The organism is Candidatus Villigracilis vicinus, from assembly GCF_016702885.1.
Lineage (GTDB): Bacteria > Chloroflexota > Anaerolineae > Anaerolineales > Villigracilaceae > Villigracilis > Villigracilis vicinus.
The window spans coordinates 76,583-98,846 of sequence record NZ_JADJDD010000030.1 but is presented as its reverse complement, the minus strand read 5'-3'; the positions used below and the strand labels follow the sequence as shown (position 1 = coordinate 98,846).

The 22,264-nt window shown below is 49.8% G+C and carries 21 protein-coding genes; 16 read left to right on the top strand and 5 right to left on the bottom strand.

Features of this window, described 5'->3' with window-relative positions; translation table 11 throughout:
* The first annotated feature begins 65 nt into the window (after positions 1-65).
* Both IPG80_RS21235 and IPG80_RS21230 read left to right on the top strand, forming a co-directional pair.
* The gene (locus tag IPG80_RS21235; protein ID WP_345111568.1) at positions 66-740 is read left to right on the top strand and encodes a CmcI family methyltransferase; all 675 of its coding nucleotides are present in this window, start codon (positions 66-68) and stop codon (positions 738-740) included.
* 373 nt (positions 741-1,113) lie between these two features.
* On the top strand, positions 1,114-1,800 hold the full coding sequence (locus IPG80_RS21230) for a class I SAM-dependent methyltransferase (RefSeq protein WP_345111566.1): 687 nt from the start codon (positions 1,114-1,116) through the stop codon (positions 1,798-1,800).
* A gap of 194 nt (positions 1,801-1,994) precedes the next feature.
* On the opposite strand, the gene IPG80_RS21225 is transcribed toward IPG80_RS21230, so the two are convergent.
* Entirely contained in the window at positions 1,995-2,471 is a 477-nt protein-coding gene (locus IPG80_RS21225; protein ID WP_345111563.1) for a hydrogenase maturation protease, read from the bottom strand.
* 88 nt (positions 2,472-2,559) lie between these two features.
* Positions 2,560-2,814 (bottom strand): hypothetical protein, encoded by a 255-nt coding sequence (locus IPG80_RS21220; RefSeq protein WP_345111560.1) that lies wholly within the window; start codon positions 2,812-2,814, stop codon positions 2,560-2,562.
* Positions 2,815-3,096: 282 nt separating this feature from the next.
* Between IPG80_RS21220 and IPG80_RS21215 the strand changes: the two genes are divergently transcribed.
* The gene (locus tag IPG80_RS21215) at positions 3,097-4,788 is read left to right on the top strand and encodes a fatty acid CoA ligase family protein (RefSeq protein ID WP_345111557.1); all 1,692 of its coding nucleotides are present in this window, start codon (positions 3,097-3,099) and stop codon (positions 4,786-4,788) included.
* On the opposite strand, the gene IPG80_RS21210 is transcribed toward IPG80_RS21215, so the two are convergent.
* A complete protein-coding gene (locus IPG80_RS21210; protein WP_345111554.1) occupies positions 4,789-5,778 on the bottom strand; it encodes a LacI family DNA-binding transcriptional regulator in 990 nt (329 codons plus the stop codon).
* Between the two features lie 296 nt (positions 5,779-6,074).
* Between IPG80_RS21210 and ptsP the strand changes: the two genes are divergently transcribed.
* The 13 genes from ptsP (at position 6,075) to IPG80_RS21145 (ending at position 18,870) form a co-directional block, all read left to right on the top strand.
* Complete coding sequence (ptsP, locus tag IPG80_RS21205; RefSeq protein ID WP_345111551.1) at positions 6,075-8,528, top strand: phosphoenolpyruvate--protein phosphotransferase; 2,454 nt, start codon at positions 6,075-6,077, stop codon at positions 8,526-8,528.
* Positions 8,525-9,478, top strand: a complete 954-nt coding sequence (gene pfkB, locus IPG80_RS21200; protein ID WP_345111549.1) for a 1-phosphofructokinase — start codon at positions 8,525-8,527, stop codon at positions 9,476-9,478. The genes ptsP and pfkB overlap by 4 nt, the downstream gene beginning before the upstream one ends.
* 30 nt (positions 9,479-9,508) lie before the next feature.
* A complete protein-coding gene (locus IPG80_RS21195) occupies positions 9,509-9,808 on the top strand; it encodes a PTS fructose transporter subunit IIB (RefSeq protein WP_345111546.1) in 300 nt (99 codons plus the stop codon).
* 17 nt (positions 9,809-9,825) lie between these two features.
* Entirely contained in the window at positions 9,826-10,908 is a 1,083-nt protein-coding gene (locus IPG80_RS21190; RefSeq protein WP_345111543.1) for a PTS fructose transporter subunit IIC, read from the top strand.
* A 62-nt stretch (positions 10,909-10,970) separates the two neighbouring features.
* Positions 10,971-11,957 carry an NAD-dependent epimerase/dehydratase family protein gene (locus IPG80_RS21185; protein ID WP_345111540.1) on the top strand — a complete coding sequence of 329 codons (987 nt, stop codon included), beginning with the start codon at positions 10,971-10,973 and terminating at the stop codon, positions 11,955-11,957.
* Positions 11,958-12,029: 72 nt separating this feature from the next.
* On the top strand, positions 12,030-12,869 hold the full coding sequence (locus tag IPG80_RS21180; protein WP_345111537.1) for an MBL fold metallo-hydrolase: 840 nt from the start codon (positions 12,030-12,032) through the stop codon (positions 12,867-12,869).
* A complete protein-coding gene (locus tag IPG80_RS21175; RefSeq protein ID WP_345111534.1) occupies positions 12,866-13,354 on the top strand; it encodes a carboxypeptidase-like regulatory domain-containing protein in 489 nt (162 codons plus the stop codon). The genes IPG80_RS21180 and IPG80_RS21175 overlap by 4 nt, the downstream gene beginning before the upstream one ends.
* The gene (locus IPG80_RS21170; RefSeq protein WP_345111532.1) at positions 13,345-14,484 is read left to right on the top strand and encodes a GNAT family N-acetyltransferase; all 1,140 of its coding nucleotides are present in this window, start codon (positions 13,345-13,347) and stop codon (positions 14,482-14,484) included. Before IPG80_RS21175 ends, IPG80_RS21170 begins: the two co-directional genes overlap by 10 nt.
* Positions 14,485-14,579: 95 nt before the next feature.
* Entirely contained in the window at positions 14,580-15,575 is a 996-nt protein-coding gene (locus tag IPG80_RS21165) for a 3-oxoacyl-[acyl-carrier-protein] synthase III C-terminal domain-containing protein (protein ID WP_345111530.1), read from the top strand.
* Between the two features lie 41 nt (positions 15,576-15,616).
* Positions 15,617-16,759: a carbamoylphosphate synthase large subunit gene (locus IPG80_RS21160; RefSeq protein ID WP_345111527.1), complete on the top strand. Its 1,143-nt coding sequence runs from the start codon at positions 15,617-15,619 to the stop codon at positions 16,757-16,759.
* Between the two features lie 50 nt (positions 16,760-16,809).
* Positions 16,810-17,649 (top strand): alpha/beta hydrolase, encoded by an 840-nt coding sequence (locus IPG80_RS21155; protein ID WP_345111524.1) that lies wholly within the window; start codon positions 16,810-16,812, stop codon positions 17,647-17,649.
* A gap of 82 nt (positions 17,650-17,731) precedes the next feature.
* Positions 17,732-18,742: a uroporphyrinogen decarboxylase family protein gene (locus tag IPG80_RS21150; RefSeq protein WP_345111521.1), complete on the top strand. Its 1,011-nt coding sequence runs from the start codon at positions 17,732-17,734 to the stop codon at positions 18,740-18,742.
* On the top strand, positions 18,739-18,870 hold the full coding sequence (locus IPG80_RS21145) for a hypothetical protein (protein WP_345111518.1): 132 nt from the start codon (positions 18,739-18,741) through the stop codon (positions 18,868-18,870). The genes IPG80_RS21150 and IPG80_RS21145 overlap by 4 nt, the downstream gene beginning before the upstream one ends.
* 144 nt (positions 18,871-19,014) lie before the next feature.
* Here IPG80_RS21145 and IPG80_RS21140 read toward each other — a convergent pair whose 3' ends face one another.
* On the bottom strand, positions 19,015-19,779 hold the full coding sequence (locus tag IPG80_RS21140) for a tryptophan-rich sensory protein (protein WP_345111515.1): 765 nt from the start codon (positions 19,777-19,779) through the stop codon (positions 19,015-19,017).
* 106 nt (positions 19,780-19,885) lie between these two features.
* The gene (locus IPG80_RS21135; RefSeq protein ID WP_345111512.1) at positions 19,886-21,859 is read right to left on the bottom strand and encodes a serine/threonine-protein kinase; all 1,974 of its coding nucleotides are present in this window, start codon (positions 21,857-21,859) and stop codon (positions 19,886-19,888) included.
* Between the last annotated feature and the right edge of the window lie 405 nt (positions 21,860-22,264).

Genomic DNA, 22,264 nt, shown 5'->3' with positions numbered 1-22,264 from the left:
GTATACTTAAAAACTTAAGAATAATGGAACTGTATTTCAATAAAATACAATAAAAGGATTGCAAAATGAACTATTTTAGATGGCTTGTCAAATGGATAATAGAGCCTGTGTTTAATGTGGGTTTCCATCTTCTATGGTATTACTCACCGTATACTTGGCAGTTTAATACCTTCCTTGGTTATAAAGTCAAACAGCTTCCTTTCGACTTGCATCTTTATCAGGAGCTGATTTTTCGACTCAAACCAAATTTTATTCTTCAAACCGGCGTGGCAGATGGCGGGTCAATTATGTACTTCGCTTCAATTCTTGATCTTATGAAAATGCCATCAGATGTTTTAGTGGTTGGTGTCGATATTCAGTTATCTGATAATTCTAAGAAAATTGACAATCCTCGAGTTCGTCTTTTTGAGGGCGACTCAACAGATGATAATTTGGTTGCAGAAATAAGAAAAATACTTCCCTCCGGGGGAGGGATGGTTATCCTGGACTCAGACCATAGTAAACAGCATGTTTTAAAGGAGATGCATATTTATAAAAACTTTGTTGCTTCTGATTCTTATATGATCGTGGAAGATACAAATGTAAATGGGCACCCTGTAAAACCTTTTTTTGGGCCTGATCCATATGAGGCTGTGAAAGATTTTATGAAAGGGAACACCGTGTTTCTTCAGGACGACAATTTGTGGAGACGAAATAAGATTTCGTTTCATCAACGTGGATGGTTGAGAAAAATAAACTAATTTTTATGCCGGTTTATATATATTTTTTCGTGGTGTGTCGATACTGAGTAATTAAAGTTATCTTGTAGCTCTACGCAGAAAATACGAATTGATTGTTTAAATTTATGGTTAGTCAAGAATCTGGATTTAGTGCTATCAAATGCTCAAGCGTATTTTGTGGATTTATTGCAGATTTTCAGTCGACCACAATAAATAAAATGGTCAACCTCCTCTGAAATATTTTTGATGGTTGCAATATGTGTTTATCTTGATATCAATAGTTTTGAATCGTTTGTATGTGGCGGCTGTAATCGAAACAAGTCGGCGTGAAGATCCGTTTTTGATTCGAGTTGTAAATTTAAATTAATTTAAATGATTAGGAGAAATTTGTTGTATGCTCAGAACAGATGTTATCCAGGCTTTTTTGAATTCAAGAAAAAAACCAGCCTATCTTGAAATTGGTGTAAAAGATGGGGAGAATTTCTTTCCAATCAAGGCTGATAGCAAGACAGCTGTAGACCCTCATTTTGCCTTTTCTTTCAAGAACAGGCTTCGATGGGTTTATAAAAATCCCTCTAATCTTACAGCCAAATATTTTGAAGTTACCAGCGATCAATATTTTGAAACAGCTGGGAATAAAAAAATGGATGTTGTATTTATTGATGGGCTTCATACGTACCAACAGACATTGAAGGATGTTATTAATTCCTTGAAACTCTTAAAAGATAACGGCGTGATCGTTATGCATGACTGTAACCCACCGCATAAAGCAGCAGCCCATCCTTCTAATTCTCCCGCCGAAGCTGCCTTAGCTGGTCTTCCTGGCTGGACTGGCGAATGGTGTGGGGATGTTTGGAAAACAATTTGTTATCTTCGTAGTACTAGATCGGATCTTCGGGCGTTTGTTTTAGATACAGATTATGGATTAGGGATTGTTACCAAAGGTGATGCAGGTGATTTGCTGAATATTTCAGAAGAATCTATCAATGCAATGACCTATGATGATCTTGTAAAAGACCGTGAAAAACTAATTGGTTTAAGAAACAAGGAATATCTTTTTGAATTCATGAAAACGTTATAAATTCCGGATAATAGTCAACCTGCAGGTCTTGAATGTGTATGAAATAATATTAACTTTTATATGCGTTGGTATTTCCATGTTTTCGTACGTCTCGGCGTATCTCCGTCGTAACCCGCAATATATGGAATTGACAAAATAAAGCACTGATATGTTCCAATAGCAAAAGAGGCGTTCGAAAGAGCGCCTCTTTTGCTTTAGATATTTATCTTTTCTTTTATTAAGTTCAGCGCGATATGCGCGGTAGGCAGTACGGTTTCTGCCACAGAGGGCGAAAGCTCCTCTCCAAACTCTGTGATGTGTTGAATCGCAACCCCGATGACGACAACTTCCACCGGCAAGTATGCGCCCATTTCTCTGCCGAGTTGGATCGCGTTTTGCAGCGACGTGTCGTAAGCGCTTGTGATATGGAATGCAGAATAATTTGGCAGATCATTTAGCTTGCGGATCAGGATCGAACCGACGTCTTCCTTGTCTACGATGAACGAATCGACGATGATGGCACGGTCATATCCGATAAGATGTTCCATCAATGCCAGCCCGCCCACCGACAGGCATTCGATGCCAATGGATGTTTCTCTTGGTAAATGCTGGCTGATCTCTTCGATCACCTTCCACCCAACCCCATCGTCTCCCAGGATCGGATTACCGAGTCCGATAATGATCGTTTTCATGGTGACGCTCCGCTTCTTTTTAAAATGTAAAATAAAATATTGCGATATGCTTTGGGCATTAATAGCTCATTATTTTACATTTTGCCTTTTACTTCTCCAGCGCCGTCGCATCGTCATGTAGTTCTTTCACCAGATGAGCGCGCGCTTGCACTTCCTCCATTTTGAGGGAGGCATATTGCGAGGCTTCTTTCATTAGCTTTTCAACAAGTTCGTTTGGAAGTTTCTTGAGATCCTCATGGGTGTAGCCCTTTTGTTTGAGGAATTCTGCGATCAAAGCATTCTCCATCAACGCGCTGGGATCTTCAATTGGATCAGCACTTTCGAACGGTTTGGTTGTATTCATCTTATGCTCCTTTTCAAGTTGGAACGATTTTTCGTCTCATTTATATTGACTTCATTGAAAGAGAAAGTTTTTGGCGGTAATTCGTGACCGTGCTCATTTGCCACACACCTCCATGTGAAACTCATCCAACCAGTTACTGCTCGGTAAGACCTTCGCCATCCATTCGCAGTGAAAAGGAATTCCCCCACTTTTATTATTGAACTTGTTCAGACACAATCACAGTACTAAACATAACTGCGAAAGCCTGACAAACATCCAGACAAAAGGGATACAATTTTGACCATGAATCTCTTTGATCGATTTGAACAAAATACCCACAATCACCCCGACAAGCCTGCCTATATTTATTTTGATAAGGGACTCTGGAAAACGCTTACTTACAAAGACGTACTGGACAAAACCCAACGCTTCCTTCGTGGACTTGAAGCTGAGTGCTACACCCCAGGCATGACCGCCGCCTTATTAACTCCCCCCAGCGCGGACTTCTTCCCCTTTGCCCTCGCTTTGCTTAAACTCGGCATTGTTCCCATCCTCGTGGAGCCTGCACTGGGAATCAAAAAGATCCGCGAGATCTACGCAGAATCCAAGCCTGATATTTTCGTGGGGAACACACTCACACATACTCTGCGACTGATTTTTGGCTGGGGAAAGGAATCGGTGAAATACAACTTGAGCATTGCAGGAATGGAAAGTGGAAAGCCTGCACTGAGTAATGCCAAAGTGTGGAAGCCCAATCTCCAATCTCCAATTCCCAATTACCACTTACCACTCACTACCCCCGCCGCCATCATCTACACCTCTGGCTCGACCGGTCTGCCCAAAGGCGCGATCTACACCCAGGAGAATCTTGCCGCTCAACTCGAATTGCTGAAAAATACCTTCAACATCGCACCAGACGAAGTTGACCTGCCCGCCTTCCCCCTCTACGCGTTGATCGATCTCCTGCTCGGCGTCACCTCTGTCATCCCGGATATCAGCTTCCCCGTCCCAGGCAAAACCGATGCCGCCAAAGTGATCGGCGCGATCCAAAAATTCAATGTCACCAACATGTTCGCCTCGCCCGTAGTGCTCGACCTTCTTTCTTCTTTTGCTGAAAACAACAATTCCTCATCCCATCCTATTGTTCTTTCTTCCCTCAAACGCATCATCACCGCGGGCGCACCAGCAACCATTGACCTGCAGAAGCGTTTCCGCCACCTGCTCGCGGATCACACTTCCCTGTACGGAATCTATGGCGCGACAGAGACTCTGCCGATTGCCAAGGTCGAGAGCCGCGAAGTGTTTGCCTTGGAAGAGAAGACAAAGAACGGAGCAGGCATCTTCCTCGGAAAGCCGATCGAAGGTGTGACTGTACACATTATTCCCATCACCGATGAGCCGATCGAAGAATGGCGGGATTCGCTTACGGTGAAACCAAATGTTGTTGGGGAAATAACAGTTCAGAGCGGGGCCACGACGCGTGAGTATTTGAATCGTCCAACGTCGAATCGAATATCGAAAATTTTCCGTCATCGCGAGGAGGGTGCTCTTCCCGACGAAGCGATCTCCGAGATTGCTTCGGGCTATCACCCTCGCAATGACGAGAAAGTAGACATCATCCACCGCATGGGCGATGTGGGCTATTTCGATGAGGATGGCAGGCTGTGGTATTGCGGGCGGAAGTCTCACCGTGTGCAGACAAAGGACGATGTGCTGTTCACCGAACAGATCGAGAATATTTTCAACGCGCATCCACAGGTTTATAGAACCGCACTCGTGGGCGTGGATAGGGAACCTGTGTTGTGGGTTGAATTGGAAAAGGGAGTGAAAACAGACAAAGAGAAGATCATCGCCGACCTCAAAACCCTTGCCGCCGCTCACCCCCAAGCCTCGCGGATTCGAATCTTTCTTTTCTTAAAAAAATTTCCCACCGATGTCCGTCACAATTCCAAGATCATCCGTGAGAAATTAACTGAACTGGCAACTGCTTACTGATCACTTGCTCTTCATGCTCGACCCTCTTGCGATCAGTGAACCTTTCAGTATCACTGTTTTGGGTGAGCGGCTTGGTTCTTGAATGCGCTGGAAGAGCAGTTCCGTCGCAGTGCGACCGATCTCCTCGGTGGGCTGCTCAATGACCGTGATAGGCGGGTCGACCAATGCGCCCCAGGTGGTGTCATCGAACCCGACCACTGCCACATCTCGAGGGACATTTAATTTGCTGTCGCGTGCGGCTTTGTATGCGCCTGCTGTGAGCATGCTGTTACTGGTGAAGATCGCGTCGGGGCGATTGGGTTGGCTGAGCAAATTCATCGCAGTTTCGTAGCCCTGCTGAATGCGCGGAGAAATGAAATGCGCCGCGGCAGGATTCAAATGATGATCTTTGAGTGCCTTGTGAAATCCGCGGCTGCGTTCCTGACCCGTGGTACTGGCGTCACCGAACAAGCCTGCCAGATTTTTGTAGCCATTGCTGATGAGGTGTTCGGTCAGTTCGTATGCCGCAGCGACGTTATCCAGCAAGACCATGTCCACGTCATTTGACTCGATCGCACGGTCGATGATCACGAAAGGCATCTTCTGGTTGTAGGTTTGCGAATGGATATCGAATTGATGGGTGGGGGAAAAGATCACACCTGCCACATTTTCATCGTATAAAAGATTCAAGTACAGTTCTTCTTTATCAGGGTCTTCATCTGTGTTGCACATCAGCACCGAGTAGCCCTGCTCGTAGGCGGCATCTTCCACGGCGCGACCGATGGCAGTGAAGAACGGGTTGCGAATGTCAGAAACGACCAAGCCGATCTTGGCGCTTTTTTGCACGCGTAAACTTCGTGCGATCAAATTCGGGCGGTAGTTCAAGTCCGCTACGGCTTTGAGCACGCGGTCTCTGGTTTCAGGTTTGATGGGGGCGTTCTTGGCTAATACACGCGATACGGTGGCAGTGGATACCCCCGCGGCTTTGGCGACGTCTTTAATGCTGGTCATAGGCGGATTATACCATTTTGGTGTAACGAAAATGAAAACGATTACTCAATATCGGTGTTGTAATGGTCAGTAGTGTAACATAATCTTCCGAAAACGACGAAAAATAGCCTGTATTTGCAATTATTCGGTCAATTTTATAGACTGACCTTGCAAAAGTCTTGACATGAATAATGTAATCGTTTACACTACTGCACGCAGTAGTTCCTTGGTACTAGTTTTCTCCTTGGCGTAGGGCTTCCCTTCAGGCAATAGCAGGGTTTGAAGGGCGCCCTACCAAATAAATCCCCCGAGGTTCCATGCTCGAACTCAACCCCACACAAGTTGAACTGGGCGCTTCGCCAAAAACGAAGCAGGAAGCGATCCAACAGGTCGCAAACTTGTTGATTCAAAATGGAAACATCGCTCCAGGATATGTGGATAGCATGTTCGACCGCGAGAGGGTTGCCAATACCTTTCTCGCCAATGGCATCGCCATTCCACATGGCATGCCCGAGAACCGCGAACTCGTCCTCAAGACAGGCATCGCCGTTCTACAAGTCCCCGAAGGCGTTACATGGAACGAAGGCGAAACCGTCCACCTTGTAGTGGGCATTGGCGCCGCCTCTGGCGAACACCTCGGCATTTTGCGCAAACTCACACATGTCGTCTCCGACGAAGAACTCGCCGCCAAACTCGCTATCACCACTGATAAGAACGACATCATCGAAGCCCTCACGGGTGAACGACCCGCTCCAGCCCCCACCTCCAACACAACCGATTTTGCAAATTTTTTTGAAACTGTCATCATCAACCCGACGGGTCTGCATGCGCGCCCTGCCACAGAGTTGGTGAATCTCGCGAAGCAGTATCAAGCCCAGGTACGGGTGCGAAGCGGTGACCTCGTCGTGGATGCGAAGAGTCTGGTCAATCTGTTGAAACTCGGCGCAGGCAAAGGCACCGTCGTGCGCGTCTCCGCTGAAGGCGTGGATGCAGATGAAGCGCTGGCAACGTTGAAGGCAGGAATCGAAAGCGGGCTGGGCGAAGAGGAAGAAACCCACGCGCCTCAACTTGACCGAGTGAACTGGTCGCCAACTTCAACCGTTTCCTACGCCGACGGCGTGCCCGCCTCAGACGGCATTGTGGTGGGAGTTGTTTTTCAACACGCACACAAAGCCATTGTGGTCGAAGACTCGGTTACCAGTCCTTCCTTTGGCAAGAAACAATTCAAGAGCGCCATTGATTCGGCGCAAAAAGAATTGAACAAACTGTATGACGAAGTGAAGGTGCGCCTCGGCTCGAATCAGGCTTCCATCTTTTTGGTGCATGCCGAATTCTTGAACGATGATGACCTTTTGAAAGAAACCGAAGATCTGATTTCAAAGAAACACAACCCCGCCTGGGCTTGGCAGCAGACCGTTCATTCGCGCATTGACCAGTTGAAGAATCTGGATGACCCCATCCTCGCGGGTCGCGCCGTGGATCTGAGCGATGTCTGTCAGCGTGTGCTGCGTCACATGCTCGGCATTGCCGACGAATCCCCTGCGGCGTCGCGCAATCCTTCTGTTTTGGTTGCCGATGACCTCACCCCCTCTGACACTGCCAACCTCGACCCCGATCTGATCTTGGGCTTTGTCACCGCCAAAGGCGGACCGACCTCGCACACCGCCATCATTGCGCGCGCGATGGGCATCCCTGCCATTGTTGCGGCTGGTGACTCGGTCTTGGAAATTTCGAACGGCACGAACTGCATTCTCGACGGCTTCAACGGCAAGTTGTATCTCAACCCGCAGCCCGAAGACATTGAAAGCGCCGAGCAGTTGCACGAAGAAATTAAACGTCAACTCAGCGCCGACTATGCCGAAAGACTTCTGCCTGCCAAAACGCAGGATGAGCATGTCATTGAAATCTTTGCCAACGTCAACCGCGTGGCAGATGCCGTGAAAGCGGTGGAATACGGCGCGGAAGGCGTGGGCTTAATGCGTACCGAATTCCTCTTTTTGGAAAGCGGCAAAACTCCCACTGAAGATGAACAATACGAAGTGTATGTAGAAATGGGCAAGGCGCTCGGTGGGCGTCCGCTCACCATTCGCACACTCGATATCGGCGGCGATAAGCAGGTGCTACACCTCAACCTGCCCAAAGAAGATAACTCCTTCCTCGGCATTCGCGGCATTCGTCTGTGCTTTGCCCGCCCTGACCTGTTCCTGCCGCAGCTCCGCGCCATTTATCGCGCCGCCAAAGAGACCAACATCCGTATCATGTTCCCGATGATTACCACGCTTGAAGATGTGGAGCAGGTCATTGAGATCACCGAAAAAGTCCGCGTTGAAGTGGGCGCGCCGAAGATCGAACTCGGCATCATGGTGGAAGTTCCCTCCGCTGCCATCCTCGCCGATCAATTCGCCAAACTGGTGGACTTCTTCTCCATCGGCACAAATGACCTGACCCAATACACCCTCGCGATGGATCGCGTCCACCCGCAGTTGGCAAAGCAAGCCGACGCATTGAACCCCGCCGTCCTGCGCATGGTGGAGATGACCGTGCGCGCCGCGACCAAAGAAGGCAAGTGGGTGGCGGTCTGTGGCGGCGCCGCCAGCGACATCAAGGGTGCATCCATTCTGGTGGGCTTGGGCGTGAAAGAATTGAGCATCACCGTGCCGACCATCCCGACCATCAAATCGCATTTACGCAAGGCATCTTTGAAAGACTTGCAGGCATTGGCGCAGTCCGCGTTGAATTGCCGAACCGCTGCCGAGGTGCGAGCTTTATGAAAGTTGCCACCATCACCGTCAACCCTGCTGTGGATGAAACCATCTCAGTAGATCACTTCAAACTGGGAACCGTGAACCGCAGTCAGGGCTATCGCTACGACGCAGGCGGCAAAGGTGTGAACGTCGCTTCGTTCCTAGCCGACTACGGCATCCCCGTGGCGGTGACGGGTTTTCTCGGCGAAGAGAACGCGGACGTGTTCGAACGTCACTTCGAGCGCAAGGGAATCGAAGACCGCTTCGTGCGTGTGCCAGGCGAGACCCGCATCAACATCAAGATCATGGACGAGGTCAACCAAGTCACCACTGACTTGAATATGCCCGGGCAAGCTCCAGGCGAGTATGCCATCTCCAAGTTGATGGAACAGGTCGAGACAATGTCTGAAGCGTGTGAGTGTTTCGTGCTTTCGGGCAACATCCAATCGGGTCTGCCCTCCGATTTTTATGCAGACATTATCCAGTTGTTGAAATCCAAAAACCGTCGAGTCGTTTTGGATACGAGCGGTGATGCGTTGGTTGAGGCGGTCAAGGTCAAACCGAACATCATTAAACCGAACATCCACGAGTTGAGTGCTTTGGTGAATCGATCATTGGATGGAATTCAAAGTGTGTACTCATCGGCTATTTCGCTCATCAATGAAGATACGACCGTGGTTGTAATTTCGATGGGCAAAGATGGCGCATTATTCGTTGAGAAAGATCAAGCATTTGTAGCCAAGCCGCCTGAAGTGACCGTGAAATCCACCGTCGGTGCGGGCGATGCAATGGTGGCGGGACTGGTGGCTGGCTTGAGCAAGGACATGTCACTGCGAGAATGTGCCCGCCTTGCCACAGCTTTTTCGCTCAGCATGATAACTCGCCTTGGTCGTGACCTGCCCGAGATGAAGGTCATCAACGACTTTCAAAAGCAGGTGGAGATCATCCCTGTTGTGTTCGAACAGTTGAAAAACTGATTGTTGGAAAGAAATACGAAAGGAGAATGAATGAAGATCGTTGCAATTACCTCATGCCCCACAGGGATCGCCCATACCTACATGGCTGCCGAAGGTCTTGAAAAAGGCGCCAAAAAACTGGGTCACATCATCAAGGTGGAAACCCAGGGCTCGATCGGCGTGGAGAACCGCCTAACCGAGCAAGAGATTGCCGAAGCGGAATTGGTCGTCATCGCCGCTGATGTCAAAGTGGATTTAAGTCGCTTTACTGGCAAGAAGGTCTATGAGACCGCCAGCAATGCGGCTATCAAAGATGGTGCTGGTGTGATCACCGCCGCCATTAATTCATAATTCCAAGGAGAGAGCAAATGTCAACAAGCAAGAGCAATTTATCTGGTGCCTATAAGCACCTCATGACGGGCGTGTCGTACATGATCCCGTTCGTCGTAGCGGGCGGTCTTTTGATCGCCATCGGTTTCGCTGCCCGTGGTATCTATGCCTATGATGCCACCCTCGCCCTCGATGGCTCCACCATGGAAGCCACCGGTTGGACGACCTTCTGGGCGAACATCTTTGCCATTGGTGCCAAGGGTGGTTTCGGACTTATGGTGCCGATCCTCGCTGGCTACATTGCTTACTCGATCGCTGACCGCCCTGGCCTTGCCCCCGGTATGATCGGCGGTATCCTTGCGGGCGTTACTGGTTCCGGCTTCCTCGGCGGTATCATCGCCGGTTTTCTCGCTGGTTACTTCACCCAGTGGCTCAACGGCGCGATCAAACTGCCGCGCAACCTTGCCGGTCTCAAGCCAGTGCTCATCCTGCCCCTCATCAGCTCACTCGTCGTTGGTTTGATCATGTTCTATGTCGTTGGTGTGCCGGTTAGTGCCGCGCTCAACGCCCTCACCAGTTTCCTGACCGGTATGCAAGCTGGCAGTGCTGCTGTGCTAGGCTTGATCCTCGGCTTGATGATGGCGTTCGATATGGGTGGTCCCGTCAACAAAGCGGCTTACACCTTCTCGGTTGGTTTGCTCAGCAGTGAAGTGACTGCCCCCATGGCGGCTGTGATGGCGGCTGGTATGACCCCTCCGCTCGGCTTGGCTCTCGCTGCCTATCTCTTCAAGAACCGCTTCACCGAAGATGAGCGTGAGTCTGCATCTTCCACTGCCATCCTTGGAATTTCCTTCATCACAGAAGGCGCAATTCCTTACGCCGCCCGCGATCCGTTCCGCGTTATTCCTTCCATCATGGTCGGTTCAGCAGTTGCCGGTGCGCTTTCCATGGCGTTCGGATGCCAGCTCCATGTTCCTCATGGCGGCATCTTCGTTCTGCCCATCCCCAACGCAGTGGATAACCTCGGCATGTACATCGTTGCCCTGCTCGTCGGCACCGCTGTCACCGCTGGTATGCTTTATGTTCTGAAGAAACCTGTTGAAGAAACAGCCGCTGCCTAAAGAACCATGACCTTTTATCCCCCGTCAGCAATGGCGGGGGATTTTTGTTTTACAATCAGTCAATGAAAACTCTTGTCACCGGCGCAACCGGATTCCTAGGCGGAGCCCTCACCCGCAGATTACATAGCATGGGCTGGCAGGTCACTGCACTCGGACGCAACCCTGAAAAATTAAATCAACTGGAAGATGACGGCATCCAGACGGTTCGAGCAGACATTTCCAAAAAAGATGAAGTAACCGCTTCATTCTCTGACGTTGAGTTGGTCTTTCACTGCGCAGCTTTACCTTCGCCTTGGGGCGGGTTTGAGAAGTTCTACCAAGCCAATGTGATCGGCACACGCAACGTCGTGCAGGCGTGTATGGAAAAAAAGGTTAAGCGCTTGGTGTATGTTTCCACCCCCAGCCTATATTTCGATTACTCTTCGCGCATGGGTGTAAAAGAAAACGACCCATTACCCGAACCCATCAGTCATTATGCCCATACCAAACGTTTAGCCGAAGAAGAAGTGGACAAAGGCTTTGCGAACGGGCTCGCCGTGGTCTCCATTCGTCCGCGGGCGTTGTTCGGCGAAGGGGATACGGTCATCTTCCCCAGATTGATCCCGCGATTGCAGAGCGGTAGGCTGCCCATCCTTGGGGACGGCGAAAACGTGGTCGACCTGACCTACATCCAAAACGTAGTGGACGCCCTGCTGTTGTGCGCAGAATCTCCCATAAATACGCTCGGCAAAACATACAACATCACCAATGATGAACCTGTCAAACTATGGAAACTGATCGAACGTATCTGTGATGAATTGGGTTACCCACATCCGTCGCGAAGGATATCTTATAAAACCGCCAACACTGCCGCCAGTACCCTTGAATTTTTGTATTCCCTCATTCCCTACAGCCCTGAACCGCCGCTGACTCGAGTATCCGTCAGCATGATGGCGAATAACACCACGCTTGATATCTCCGCCGCAAAGGCGGAACTTGGCTACCAGCCCAAGGTTTCGGTGGAAGAAGGCGTGCAGCGGTTTTTGAAATGGTGGAAGGAAAAGAATTAACCACAAAGGTCACAAAGTACACCAAGGTTTTTCCTTTGAGACCTTTGTGTACTTTGTGGTTAAAAGGCTCTTATGAAAATCGATATTCTTCATGCAGGCTACTGTACTTCTCCCGAGCATCTCGCCATTCAAGGCGGACGTTGGCGCGCGATCCATTTTCCCGCCATGTTCGCGCTTTTTCGCCATCCCAAATATGGCGCAATGCTTTTCGACACCGGCTATTCCTATCGCTTCTTCGATGAGACGAAAAAATTCCCCAAGCGCTTCTATCGTTGGATGACCCCTGTCCATTTGAAAGAAGAAGACCTGGTTGTTAACCAACTCGCGACCTTTAACCTTCGTCCTGAAGATATCTCGCATGTTTTCATCTCCCATTTTCATGCTGACCATGTTGGTTCGCTTTGTGACTTGCCAAAGTCGCGTTATGTGTATCTTCCGCATGCCTATTCACATTTACGCCATCTTTCCCCAGAGGAAGATATGAAACACGCTTTCCTGCGTGGACAGATCCCCTCAGACATTGATGCCCGTTCGCAAGAAGTGGATTTGAGCAGATCGATTCTGCTTTCTGAAGAATATGCGCCCTTCAAGACCGGTTATGACTTGCTCGGTGACGGCTCTATCATTGGTGTGGAACTTCCCGGTCATGCGCATGGACAAATGGGCATCTTCGCGCGGAATGATGATGACAAGGTTTTCTTTTTCGTGGCAGATGCCGCCTGGCTCAAGCGCTCCATCGTTGAGAACCGTCCGCCGCATAAAATTGCTAACTTGCTTTTCCCCGATCTGATTGCGTATCGTGAAACGCTGGGAAAATTGCAAACCTATACGCTAACCCATCCCGATACGATTGTTGTCCCGTCGCATTGTGATGAGACGATCTCTCAAGTCAGTGCATCAGGTCATAAATGAATACAAAAAATAAAATAGTTGTTATTGGCGTTGTAAGTCTTTTAATACTTGGATGTAACCTTGGGCTTCAACCTGCAACGCCTACGCCTTTGCCCGAAGCCACTCAAACATCCATTCCGCTTGATGAGTCCAAAGTGTTTATTGAAGGGAAGCTTTCGTGGGGAGAGCCGCTGGCGAATGCTCCCATTGACTTGGTTGTCCTTGAGAACGCAGACCCATACGCTTCTACTGTGACTGATGCAGAAGGTAATTTTTCATTTTCAGGGCTTGAGCCATTTAACCCAGTATTTGGTTTAGGGATTGATATTCCCGTCGCGGAATGGAAGTGTCAGAAACCTGATTTGTTAGATGAATCCTGGTTCTGGACAGCACGCGCCTACCAATATGAGGAAAATAAAGTTCGGATCTGGTTACAAAGTTACGAAGAACTCACAGTACCAAGCGGCATATTGATCCAGATGAGTATTGATTTGAAATGCCCATAGCAGAACTCTTTACCCGCGAGAACATCCACTCCCTGCCTTTCCCATCTACGGAGGATGGGGAGTACGCGCGCCGTTATCTCCTCCCGCTGATGGGCGACGATCCGCAGAAATATATTCGCAACGTATATAACACGCAGTTGATGGCGGTCAAAGTTGGCGAGACGATCATTCCCATCACAGCCTCAGATTTTCATCCGCAGAATACATATACGGTTTCGCCATACAGTCATTATGTTTCGTATGGCGCATTTGAAGAAGTGAAGCATCTCAATAATAAATTTGCTGAAATTGCAGTGAAGTTTGTAATGACGCCGGTCTCGTGGTATTTCCGTTTTGCCGAGCTGGATAAGGTTGTTTTCGTCAACAATTACCTGCTATCGACGAATCTGTATCCGTCAGTAAACAGCGACCAGTTATCGGCGTTGAGTGAGGCGCTCATCCGCTGGTACCCAGATCGGGCAATCGTTTTCCGTTCGGTAGACCAGAAAAAGAATCCACATATTTACGAAACGCTTGAAGGGCTTGGGTATGATCTAGTCTTGAGCCGTCAGGTCTGGTACATGGACCCGGTTGCGGCGTTGAAGACGCGGCAATGCAAAGAAGATGTGCGCGTACTGAAAAAAGCAGGTTATGACGTGGTCAGTGGCAGGGATTTATCAGACGAAGAACTTCACCGTGCAGTGGAGTTGTATAACCTGTTGTACCTGCAAAAGTATTCGTACTACAACCCGCAATTTACATTTGACTTGCTAAAGCTCGCCCGCGAACAGGATATTCTGCACATGTACGGACTTAAGAAGAATGGCAAGTTGAACGCTATTATGGGTTTCTTTGTCCGCAATGGCGCTATGACCCAGCCCCTTTTCGGTTACGACACATCGCTTCCAATGGAAGAGGGTTTATATCGTTTATTGACGTTGGTCACTTTGCAGGAAGGCGTGAAGCGCGGGTTGCTTGTTCATGCCAGCGGCGGAGTTGGGAAGTTCAAGAAAGTGCGCGGCGGCGAGTCGGTGACGGAGTACAATGCTGTGTTTACGAAGCATCTGCCACGAAGAAGACAACTGCCGTGGAAGTTGATCGGTAGAGTTTCCGATGCAGCCATACCGTATTTTAAGAAGATGGATTTTTAGACGTTGGACGGCGGACAATAGACTATGGACGATGGAAAGTTTGTCCGCCGTCTATTGTCCATGGTCTATCGTCAATTTTAATAGGAGCCTCTTTTATGCAAGTCAACATCCCCCTCAAAATTATAGGTCTTGGACGATATTTACCAAAACGAGTTGTACCCAGTTCTGAACTGGAAGTCATGTGCGGCGTGCCTGCGGGTTGGGTGGAGCGGCGTAATGGGGTGCGTGAGCGCCGCTGGGTGACGGATGAAACTTCATCGTTCATGTCGGCGGAGGCGGGGCGTGAGGCATTGGAAGAGGCGAAGCTCAAGCCAAATCAACTTGACTTGATCATCAACGCATCAGGAACGGGTGAGCAGGCGATTCCGGATACGGGGGTGCTCATTCAACGTCAGTTGGGGTTGGGCGCTTCTGGCATTCCGGCGATGACAGTTCATACCACTTGTTTGAGCTTTGTGGCGGCAATGGATGTGGCTTCAAACTTCATCAGCAGCGGACGTTACAAGAACATCCTCATTTGCAGCGCAGATGTGGCTTCGTGCGGCATTAATCCCAAAGAACCCGAGTCTGCTTCGTTGGTGGGGGATGCGGCAGCGGCGGTGGTCGTTACACGCGCAAATGAAGGCGATGCATCAAGAATCCATCATTCGCATTTCAAGTCGTTTGGTGATGGCGCGTATCTCACCACCATTATGGGCGGCGGCTCGCGGTTACATCCGCGTTTTGCGGGGCACAACCCGGAGGATGATCTCTTTCATATGGATGGACCGGCTGTGTTGCGCATGGTGCGCGGGATTGCACATGAATTTCTTGAAGAGTTGTACCCCGGTCTATCCAAGAGCATGGTGGACGTAGATGTGGTCGTGCCGCATCAGGCGAGCAAAGTCGGTTTAATGATGTTGGAGCGTTTTGGTTGGAAGGAAGAGAAGATTGTCCGAACGATCGAAACGCTTGGCAACTGTGTTGCGGCTTCGATCCCGGTTACCCTGTATCAAGGTGTACGCGATGGACGTATTGAGCGCGGCAATAAGGTGCTGTTGGTGGGCACCGGCGCGGGCTTGTCCATTGGCGGCATGGTATTGACGTTTTGATTCACCGTAGGGGCGGGGTAACCCAGCCTCTACATAATGTTATGAACATTCTCCTCACCGGCGGGCGCGCGCCCGTTACTCTCGATCTGGCTCGTGCGTTTCATCGCGCAGGGCACACCGTCTTTATGGCGGAGTCGCTGCGCGGGCATGTGAGTCAGCCGTCAAATACGATCAAGGCTAATTTTGTGGTGCCAGCTCCGCGTCAGGCGACTGAGGCGTTTTTGGCGGCGTTGAAAAAAATCATTGTGGAGAATCAGATCGAGTTGTTGATCCCGACCTGTGAGGAAGTTTTTCATGTCGCAAAAGGGTTGGGGGATCTGCCATGTCCTGTGTTCACAGAACCGCTACATAGATTGGATGTGTATCACAACAAATGGAAGTTTGTGATCGCAGCGGGGGAATGTGATCTGCGTACGCCTGAGTCTATGTTGGTGATGCGTGAAGATGACTTGTTGTTTGCGTACACTCATTGGCGCGGGCTGGTGTTGAAGCCGGTCTATTCGCGCTTCGCCTCGCGGACTTTGATCCTGCCTACACTCAAAGAAGCTTTATCTACACTGGCGCTTTATCCACAGCAGCCGTGGATCGCGCAGGAATATATTGCCGGGCATCAGTTTTGCAGTTATTCAGTTTGCCAGAACGGACGTGTTACGGCTCATGCTGTATACCCAACGATTTACACGGCAGGGCAAGGCGCTACGATCGCATTTCAACCGGTGGAGCATGCAGCGATCTATGACTGGGTGCAGACGTTCGTCAAACACTTCGGTGTAACCGGACAGATGGCGTTCGATTTTATTCAGACCCCTGAAGGTGATGTGGTGGCGTTGGAATGTAACCCGCGTGCCACGAGTGGCTTGCATTTGCTGACCGGGAATCCGCGGTTCGTAGAATCTTTCTTTCAAACAGAATCGCCCTGCATTACACCTGATGCGTCTGTATCACGCATGCTGGGAATGGCGATGTTGGTGTATGGCATGCCTGCTTCATTAAAACATGGGAATTTTGGCGCGTGGCTGAAAACTTTTTTGCATAGCGATGATGTCTTGTTGGATTTCCATGACCCGCTGCCTTTCTTGATGCAGATGCGCAGTATTTTCTCTTATTTGCGTTTGGGGCGGCGGGAGGGTATCTCTGCACTGGCGGCATCCACCTATGATATCGAGTGGAATGGGGAAGGTTGATCTCTTAGAGATACGGGGGATGATCTGTTTGACTTGGAGTTTTTTTATTGATGGCAAATGATCCATTCTGGCATGTATTTGATGCAGGGGCTGGACGTCCACTCGTTTTTTTGCATAATGGCGGTGGAACTTTCCTGAACTGGGCGTATCAACTCGAGTATTTTTTACCCAATTACCGTGTGATCGCTCCTGACCTGCCTGGCTTTGGGCGGTCTGCCCGGCTGGGTTTACCGCTAACCTTGGATCTTTATGTGCAGGGGTTAAAGGACCAACTGGACAGGTTGGATATTTCCAAACCGATCTTGATCGGGAATTGCATCGGCTCGTCGATCGCGCTGGAGTTTGCGCTGCGTGAGCCAGAGCGTGTGGCAGCCTTGGCGCTGTTCAATGTCTGTGGCGGGTTGCCCATGCTTTCTCCACGATTACAGTTCTGGGCGGGTCTGCGTCCTGTTACGGCTTTGGGCAAAAGGTTTCATCAATTGATGGTGGATACAGCCAGTCATCCGGTTTTGTATCCTTTGAATGCGCCCTTGTTATATGCAGGGGCGTTACCAGAATTACCCCCGGCTCTGTTGGAGTTCTCGGTGCAACAACGCCGCGAGCCTGCTTTGCGTGCGTCATTGTACTGGCTGGCAATGGGGTTGGGCAGTTTTGGTGTTTTTACCCAGACCCGCCAAAAGCCGAAAGGCTTTCCGCCTGTTCTTTTAGGGTGGGGAAGGCAGAATCAAGTTTTGGATGTAAGTTGGGCGGAGATGATCGCACACTGGTTAAAGCCCGAACGTCTTTGGCTGATGGAGAACACGGGGCACATGCCGATGCATGAGCACCCGGCACTCGTCAATGTAACACTGAGTGAATTCTTTCAGGCGGCAAATGACAGGGGTATATAATTTCGGGAATATCATATTTATACAGTAGGGTTTATATAAAACATAATTGACTGACAATATCTAAACATACAAAGGTGATTTTATGAATTCTCTGCAACGCATAAAAAATGTTATCGCTGGCGAGCCGGTAGATCGCACACCCAACCTCGATATTTTCATGATCCGAGCCGTACATCACCTCGGCATCCCGTTATCCAAATATTATCTTGATTATCGCGTGTTATGTGAAGTGAACATGGCGGCCTTGCGAGATTTCGAGCTGGATGTTGTGCAAGCCATTTCTGACCCCTATCGCGAAGCCTGCGATATCGGGCTGGAAGTGGAATTTCCATACGACCAAATGCCAATGCACAGAAGCCTGGTTATCCGTGAGCCGGAAGATCTCGCCAAGGTCAAATTCCCGGTGCAAAATTTTGGTCCACGCATGACAGACCGCTTGGAAGGCGTTCGCGCAATGCGGGAACAAGTCGGGGACGAAGTTGCCGTGATGGGTTGGGTCGAAGGTGCTTTTGCAGAAGCCGCAGATTTGCGAGGCATGACCGAGATCATGAAGGATGTATATAAGCGTCCCGACTGGTTGAAAGAATTGCTTGAAAAATGTGCAGAAGTGGAGATCGCTTTCGCCTCCGCCCAAATCGACGCCGGTGCGCATATGATCGGGCTGGGTGACGCCGCTGCCTCTCTCATCTCACCGCGCATGTATCGCGAATTCGCCCTCCCCTATCAACAACGCATCTTTGAAGCTGTCAAAGCCAAGGGAGCGATTCCACGCCTGCACATCTGCGGCAAGACCTCTCACATCCACAAAGAAATGGCACAAAGTGGTGCAGAAATCATTGACGTGGATTGGATGAATGACCTGCAACGCGCAAAAGAAGAGATGGAAGGTCTGGTCATATGCGGCAATCTGGACCCTGTCACCGTCTTTTTGCAAGGAACGCCAGAGGATGTCTACCAAGGTGTGCTCGCCAATGCCAAAGCAGGCGGCTCTCGCTGGATATCCGCGGGCGGTTGCGAGATCCCAGATGAAACGCCCATCGAAAATCTAAAAGCACAAAGTCAGGCATTGCGCGATCTGGGAGCCAAGGCATGACCAACCCTTACAAAAAGATATCGATGAAACCGCAAGCCTATCAATGGCTGCGCTTTGGTGAAATAAAACCCACAGGCTGGATTCTGTCGAATGGCTTGAGCTTTCTGATAATGGGAAGGAAATTTTAGAGATGCAAAATGAAATAGAAATAATGTTGATGAATAATGTTGTTATTATATAAGTTGGTTCAAACAGCTGCTTACTCAAAAGCAAGAAAAAAACAGCCACGATATTTGCGCCTATACTGAAAAAACGCGCTGTAGCGCTGGTGATTATTGGATCAGCTTTCGGCGGCGTGCGGCAATGGAATACATTGCCAGCCCTAGTGAAAATAGGACCGCGCCTGAAGCCGCATTTGCCACCAGCGGAACCCCTGCTTGTTTGAGTGCGATTCCCGCGAAGGACCAAACCAATACGAAGACGTAGCCGCTATCCCTGCGGATGACCGTCATGAGCACACCAAGCATGGTGGCGATCACGATCATGGTCACTGCCCATGTCTGCGGCGCAATGCCGAATCCGCTCCAGTTAACGAAATACAACCAATCAGAAATATTTGCCACAGTGGCGACCGTGATCCAGCCGAGGTACACGCTGAACGGAATATCCACACTCCATTTTTCAGCAATACTTACAGGTGTACGCCCGATGTTGAGTTTGAGGTAACTGGCGATGAGCAAGCCAAGCAAAGTCAGCATGACCAGCACGCTCAAGCCGAAGAGGTTGTAATGCCAGCACACCAGCCAGGCGGCATTGAAGATGCCGCTGATGGCAAAGAGATAGCCGAGGTTACGTAAACGCGGACTTTCTTTTTGTGCCGGTTGGAATTGATAGATGGTGAAGGCGATCCAGCCAATGTAGATGATGCCCCAAATGGCGAAGACGTACCCAGCGGGGACGAAGTACACGAGGAAGCGGTCTGAGATCTCGCCGGTGTTCTGTCCGTTGAGAGGCAAAGTGCTGGCAAGGATGTTGACCGTCAGCGCGAGGGCAACTGAAAGCGCATTGGCAAGTTGGCGTGCGGTGTCTTTGGACATGGTTTTCTCCGTGTATATGTAGTGGTGAATGGATAGGTCTGAACCGGGGCTTCTTACTTTCAAAGACGATCAGGCAAAATAAAAAACACGCCCGCTCGCGTGTTTTTTATGCGATCATCTGTGCATTTTCTAGCGCAGTGATGAACTCTCGGGCAGAAGAAAAACGTTCATTTATATCTTTTGCCATTGCCTGTTGAATGGCGCGGGCGGTGTGGCGTGGAATATCGTGCTCAAGTTCGCGTGCATCGGGTGGCGGTGCATTCAAATGTGCAAGCAGAACGGCGCCTGTATCAGGGCGCTCAAATGGCAGGTGACCAGTCAACATTTGGTAGGTCATGACGCCCAACGCGTAAATGTCCGCGCGCCCATCCACATCTGCCGAGGCTTGAATTTGCTCCGGCGCCATGTAGTCGAAGGTACCAAGCATTCCGGCGGTATTGGTGATGCGGGTGTGGGCATCGACCATTTTGGCAATGCCGAAATCTGTCAGCACGGAACGCGAAGGGATGGTGGAAGAATCAAGCATCACGTTGGATGGCTTAATGTCACGGTGGACGAGTCCGTTCAGGTGGGCGTAGTCCAACGCATCGGCGATCCCTCGCAAAATGCCAATGGTATTTGGGACGGTAATGCGTTTTTCCTGTTTGATCAAACTGTTGAGATCCGGACCTGAAAGCAATTCCATGACAATGTAATATGAACTATGCTCCTGCCCAAAATCTGTGACGCGCACAATATTGGGATGTTCCAGCCGCGATACGATCTCCGCTTCGCGCATGAACCGTTTTTGGAATTGCTCATCACCAGCCAATGCGGCACGTAGCACTTTGACTGCCACAGCCCCGCGCCCAGTCGAATCGGTGGCGCGATAGACTTCCGCCATGCCGCCATGACCGATCAGCTTTAGATTACGATACGAGGACAGTGAGATTCCCCCAACGTTTGTTTCCGCCTCTGAACGGATCTCAAGCGGGGTCTTCTGATAATCGATCTGGATGTGATAGAAGGCACGGTCTACAAAGCGCTGCAGTTTTTTGCGTAAAGGCTGGAAGCCCGCTCCCGCCATGACGGAGAAGACGAGGGCAACAAAGAAAAATTGATCGCTGGCGTGCATACTTTTGAAGACTGCCGAAGCGAGTACGAATACCAGCCCAAGGGTCAAACCCAGCCCGATCGTGAGAATGCCGTAGACCAGTGACCGGTTGATGAGCAAGTCAATGTCGAACAGGCGGGTGCGCACAATGGAAATGGCGACGAAAAGCGGCAACATGAGAAATAAGAATATGCCAGCCAAACGCGATACGGCTTGGAACCCGATTGCGGCGATCTCCGACTTGGTCAATATTGGGAAAAGATAGGACAGCACCTGGAAAATAAGGAACCACAGGAAAGGTCCCATGGTGCCGATGAAGATCCAGCGGATCTGTTGTTTTTGAGCAAGGGTGGAGGAGCGATAGTAACGATATATTCCGTTGACAAGCCCGACCGAATACCAACTGATGGTGATCAGGAAGTAATATCCCTTGTGGCTCATTTTGTCCCAGTAGAAGGGTGCTTCGGGAAATATATAAATGCCCAGCATGGTAACGACCAGAAGCGGAACCAGAAATTTCATCCAGCGCGGCGTAAACTTCCCATTTGGGAACAACATGGAAAACAGAACGATGCTAATATCGCCCAGCGCCAGAATAAGCCCGCCCTGTGTTTGATACCCCGGTGTGACGGCGATATTGTTTGCCAGGTTGGTAATGCGAACCCCGAAAATGATCAGAAAAAGCGACGTGAAAATGGCAAACCAGTCATCAGAGCGGTTAACGATCAGTACCACGCCAATAACGGAGAAACCGAACATTAGCAGCAGATCCACACCGTAATCAATAAACGTCTGAACCAGTGCGGGGAGCCCCAATAGCAGGCGGGTCATACTGCTATTTTTGAATGCCATGAACTGCGGAGAAAGGACTGCCCCCAAAACCATGACCGTGTATAGGACAACCAGCCCCCAAACCCCAAGCAACACCCAACGCAATGCAGGGCGATTTTTTAAAGAGGTTTCTTGTGTAATAGGGCTTGTTGACATGGGTCAATATTTTTTTCAATAATAACGCCAAAACCTGCTAAATTCATATCATCCAGTTGTTAGTTTTGGAAGGTGAAAGGTTGCAGCGTTAGTCAACTTACGTTGGGGAGATGGAAAGGTTTCACCCGAAAATCGAGTGTGTTTTGTAGCGGAGAGGGCGGGATTCGAAAGTCTTCCCCTCAATGGGGGCACGCGACCGGAAAACAAAAACACACCCTTGCGGATGTGTTTTGTAGCGGAGAGGGCGGGATTCGAAAGTCTTCCCCTCAATGGGGGCACGCGACCGGAAAACAAAAACACACCCTTGCGGATGTGTTTTGTAGCGGAGAGGGCGGGATGTGTTTTGTAGCGGAGAGGGCGGGATTCGAAAGTCTTCCCCTTAATGGGGGCACGCGACCGGAAAAC

Bases quoted from the DNA above. Each gene is read 5' to 3' on its own strand.
- IPG80_RS21190 (WP_345111543.1), top strand. From the start codon at position 9,826: ATGTCAACAAGCAAGAGCAATTTATCTGGTGCCTATAAGCACCTCATG.
- IPG80_RS21235 (WP_345111568.1), top strand. From the start codon at position 66: ATGAACTATTTTAGATGGCTTGTCAAATGGATAATAGAGCCTGTGTTT.
- IPG80_RS21225 (WP_345111563.1), bottom strand. From the start codon at position 2,471: ATGAAAACGATCATTATCGGACTCGGTAATCCGATCCTGGGAGACGAT.
- IPG80_RS21220 (WP_345111560.1), bottom strand. From the start codon at position 2,814: ATGAATACAACCAAACCGTTCGAAAGTGCTGATCCAATTGAAGATCCC.
- IPG80_RS21150 (WP_345111521.1), top strand. From the start codon at position 17,732: ATGAATTCTCTGCAACGCATAAAAAATGTTATCGCTGGCGAGCCGGTA.
- pfkB (WP_345111549.1), top strand. From the start codon at position 8,525: ATGAAAGTTGCCACCATCACCGTCAACCCTGCTGTGGATGAAACCATC.
- IPG80_RS21180 (WP_345111537.1), top strand. From the start codon at position 12,030: ATGAAAATCGATATTCTTCATGCAGGCTACTGTACTTCTCCCGAGCAT.
- IPG80_RS21155 (WP_345111524.1), top strand. From the start codon at position 16,810: ATGGCAAATGATCCATTCTGGCATGTATTTGATGCAGGGGCTGGACGT.
- IPG80_RS21140 (WP_345111515.1), bottom strand. From the start codon at position 19,779: ATGTCCAAAGACACCGCACGCCAACTTGCCAATGCGCTTTCAGTTGCC.
- IPG80_RS21165 (WP_345111530.1), top strand. From the start codon at position 14,580: ATGCAAGTCAACATCCCCCTCAAAATTATAGGTCTTGGACGATATTTA.
- IPG80_RS21170 (WP_345111532.1), top strand. From the start codon at position 13,345: ATGCCCATAGCAGAACTCTTTACCCGCGAGAACATCCACTCCCTGCCT.
- IPG80_RS21195 (WP_345111546.1), top strand. From the start codon at position 9,509: ATGAAGATCGTTGCAATTACCTCATGCCCCACAGGGATCGCCCATACC.
- IPG80_RS21175 (WP_345111534.1), top strand. From the start codon at position 12,866: ATGAATACAAAAAATAAAATAGTTGTTATTGGCGTTGTAAGTCTTTTA.
- IPG80_RS21210 (WP_345111554.1), bottom strand. From the start codon at position 5,778: ATGACCAGCATTAAAGACGTCGCCAAAGCCGCGGGGGTATCCACTGCC.
- IPG80_RS21160 (WP_345111527.1), top strand. From the start codon at position 15,617: ATGAACATTCTCCTCACCGGCGGGCGCGCGCCCGTTACTCTCGATCTG.
- IPG80_RS21215 (WP_345111557.1), top strand. From the start codon at position 3,097: ATGAATCTCTTTGATCGATTTGAACAAAATACCCACAATCACCCCGAC.
- IPG80_RS21145 (WP_345111518.1), top strand. From the start codon at position 18,739: ATGACCAACCCTTACAAAAAGATATCGATGAAACCGCAAGCCTATCAA.
- ptsP (WP_345111551.1), top strand. From the start codon at position 6,075: ATGCTCGAACTCAACCCCACACAAGTTGAACTGGGCGCTTCGCCAAAA.
- IPG80_RS21185 (WP_345111540.1), top strand. From the start codon at position 10,971: ATGAAAACTCTTGTCACCGGCGCAACCGGATTCCTAGGCGGAGCCCTC.
- IPG80_RS21135 (WP_345111512.1), bottom strand. From the start codon at position 21,859: ATGTCAACAAGCCCTATTACACAAGAAACCTCTTTAAAAAATCGCCCT.
- IPG80_RS21230 (WP_345111566.1), top strand. From the start codon at position 1,114: ATGCTCAGAACAGATGTTATCCAGGCTTTTTTGAATTCAAGAAAAAAA.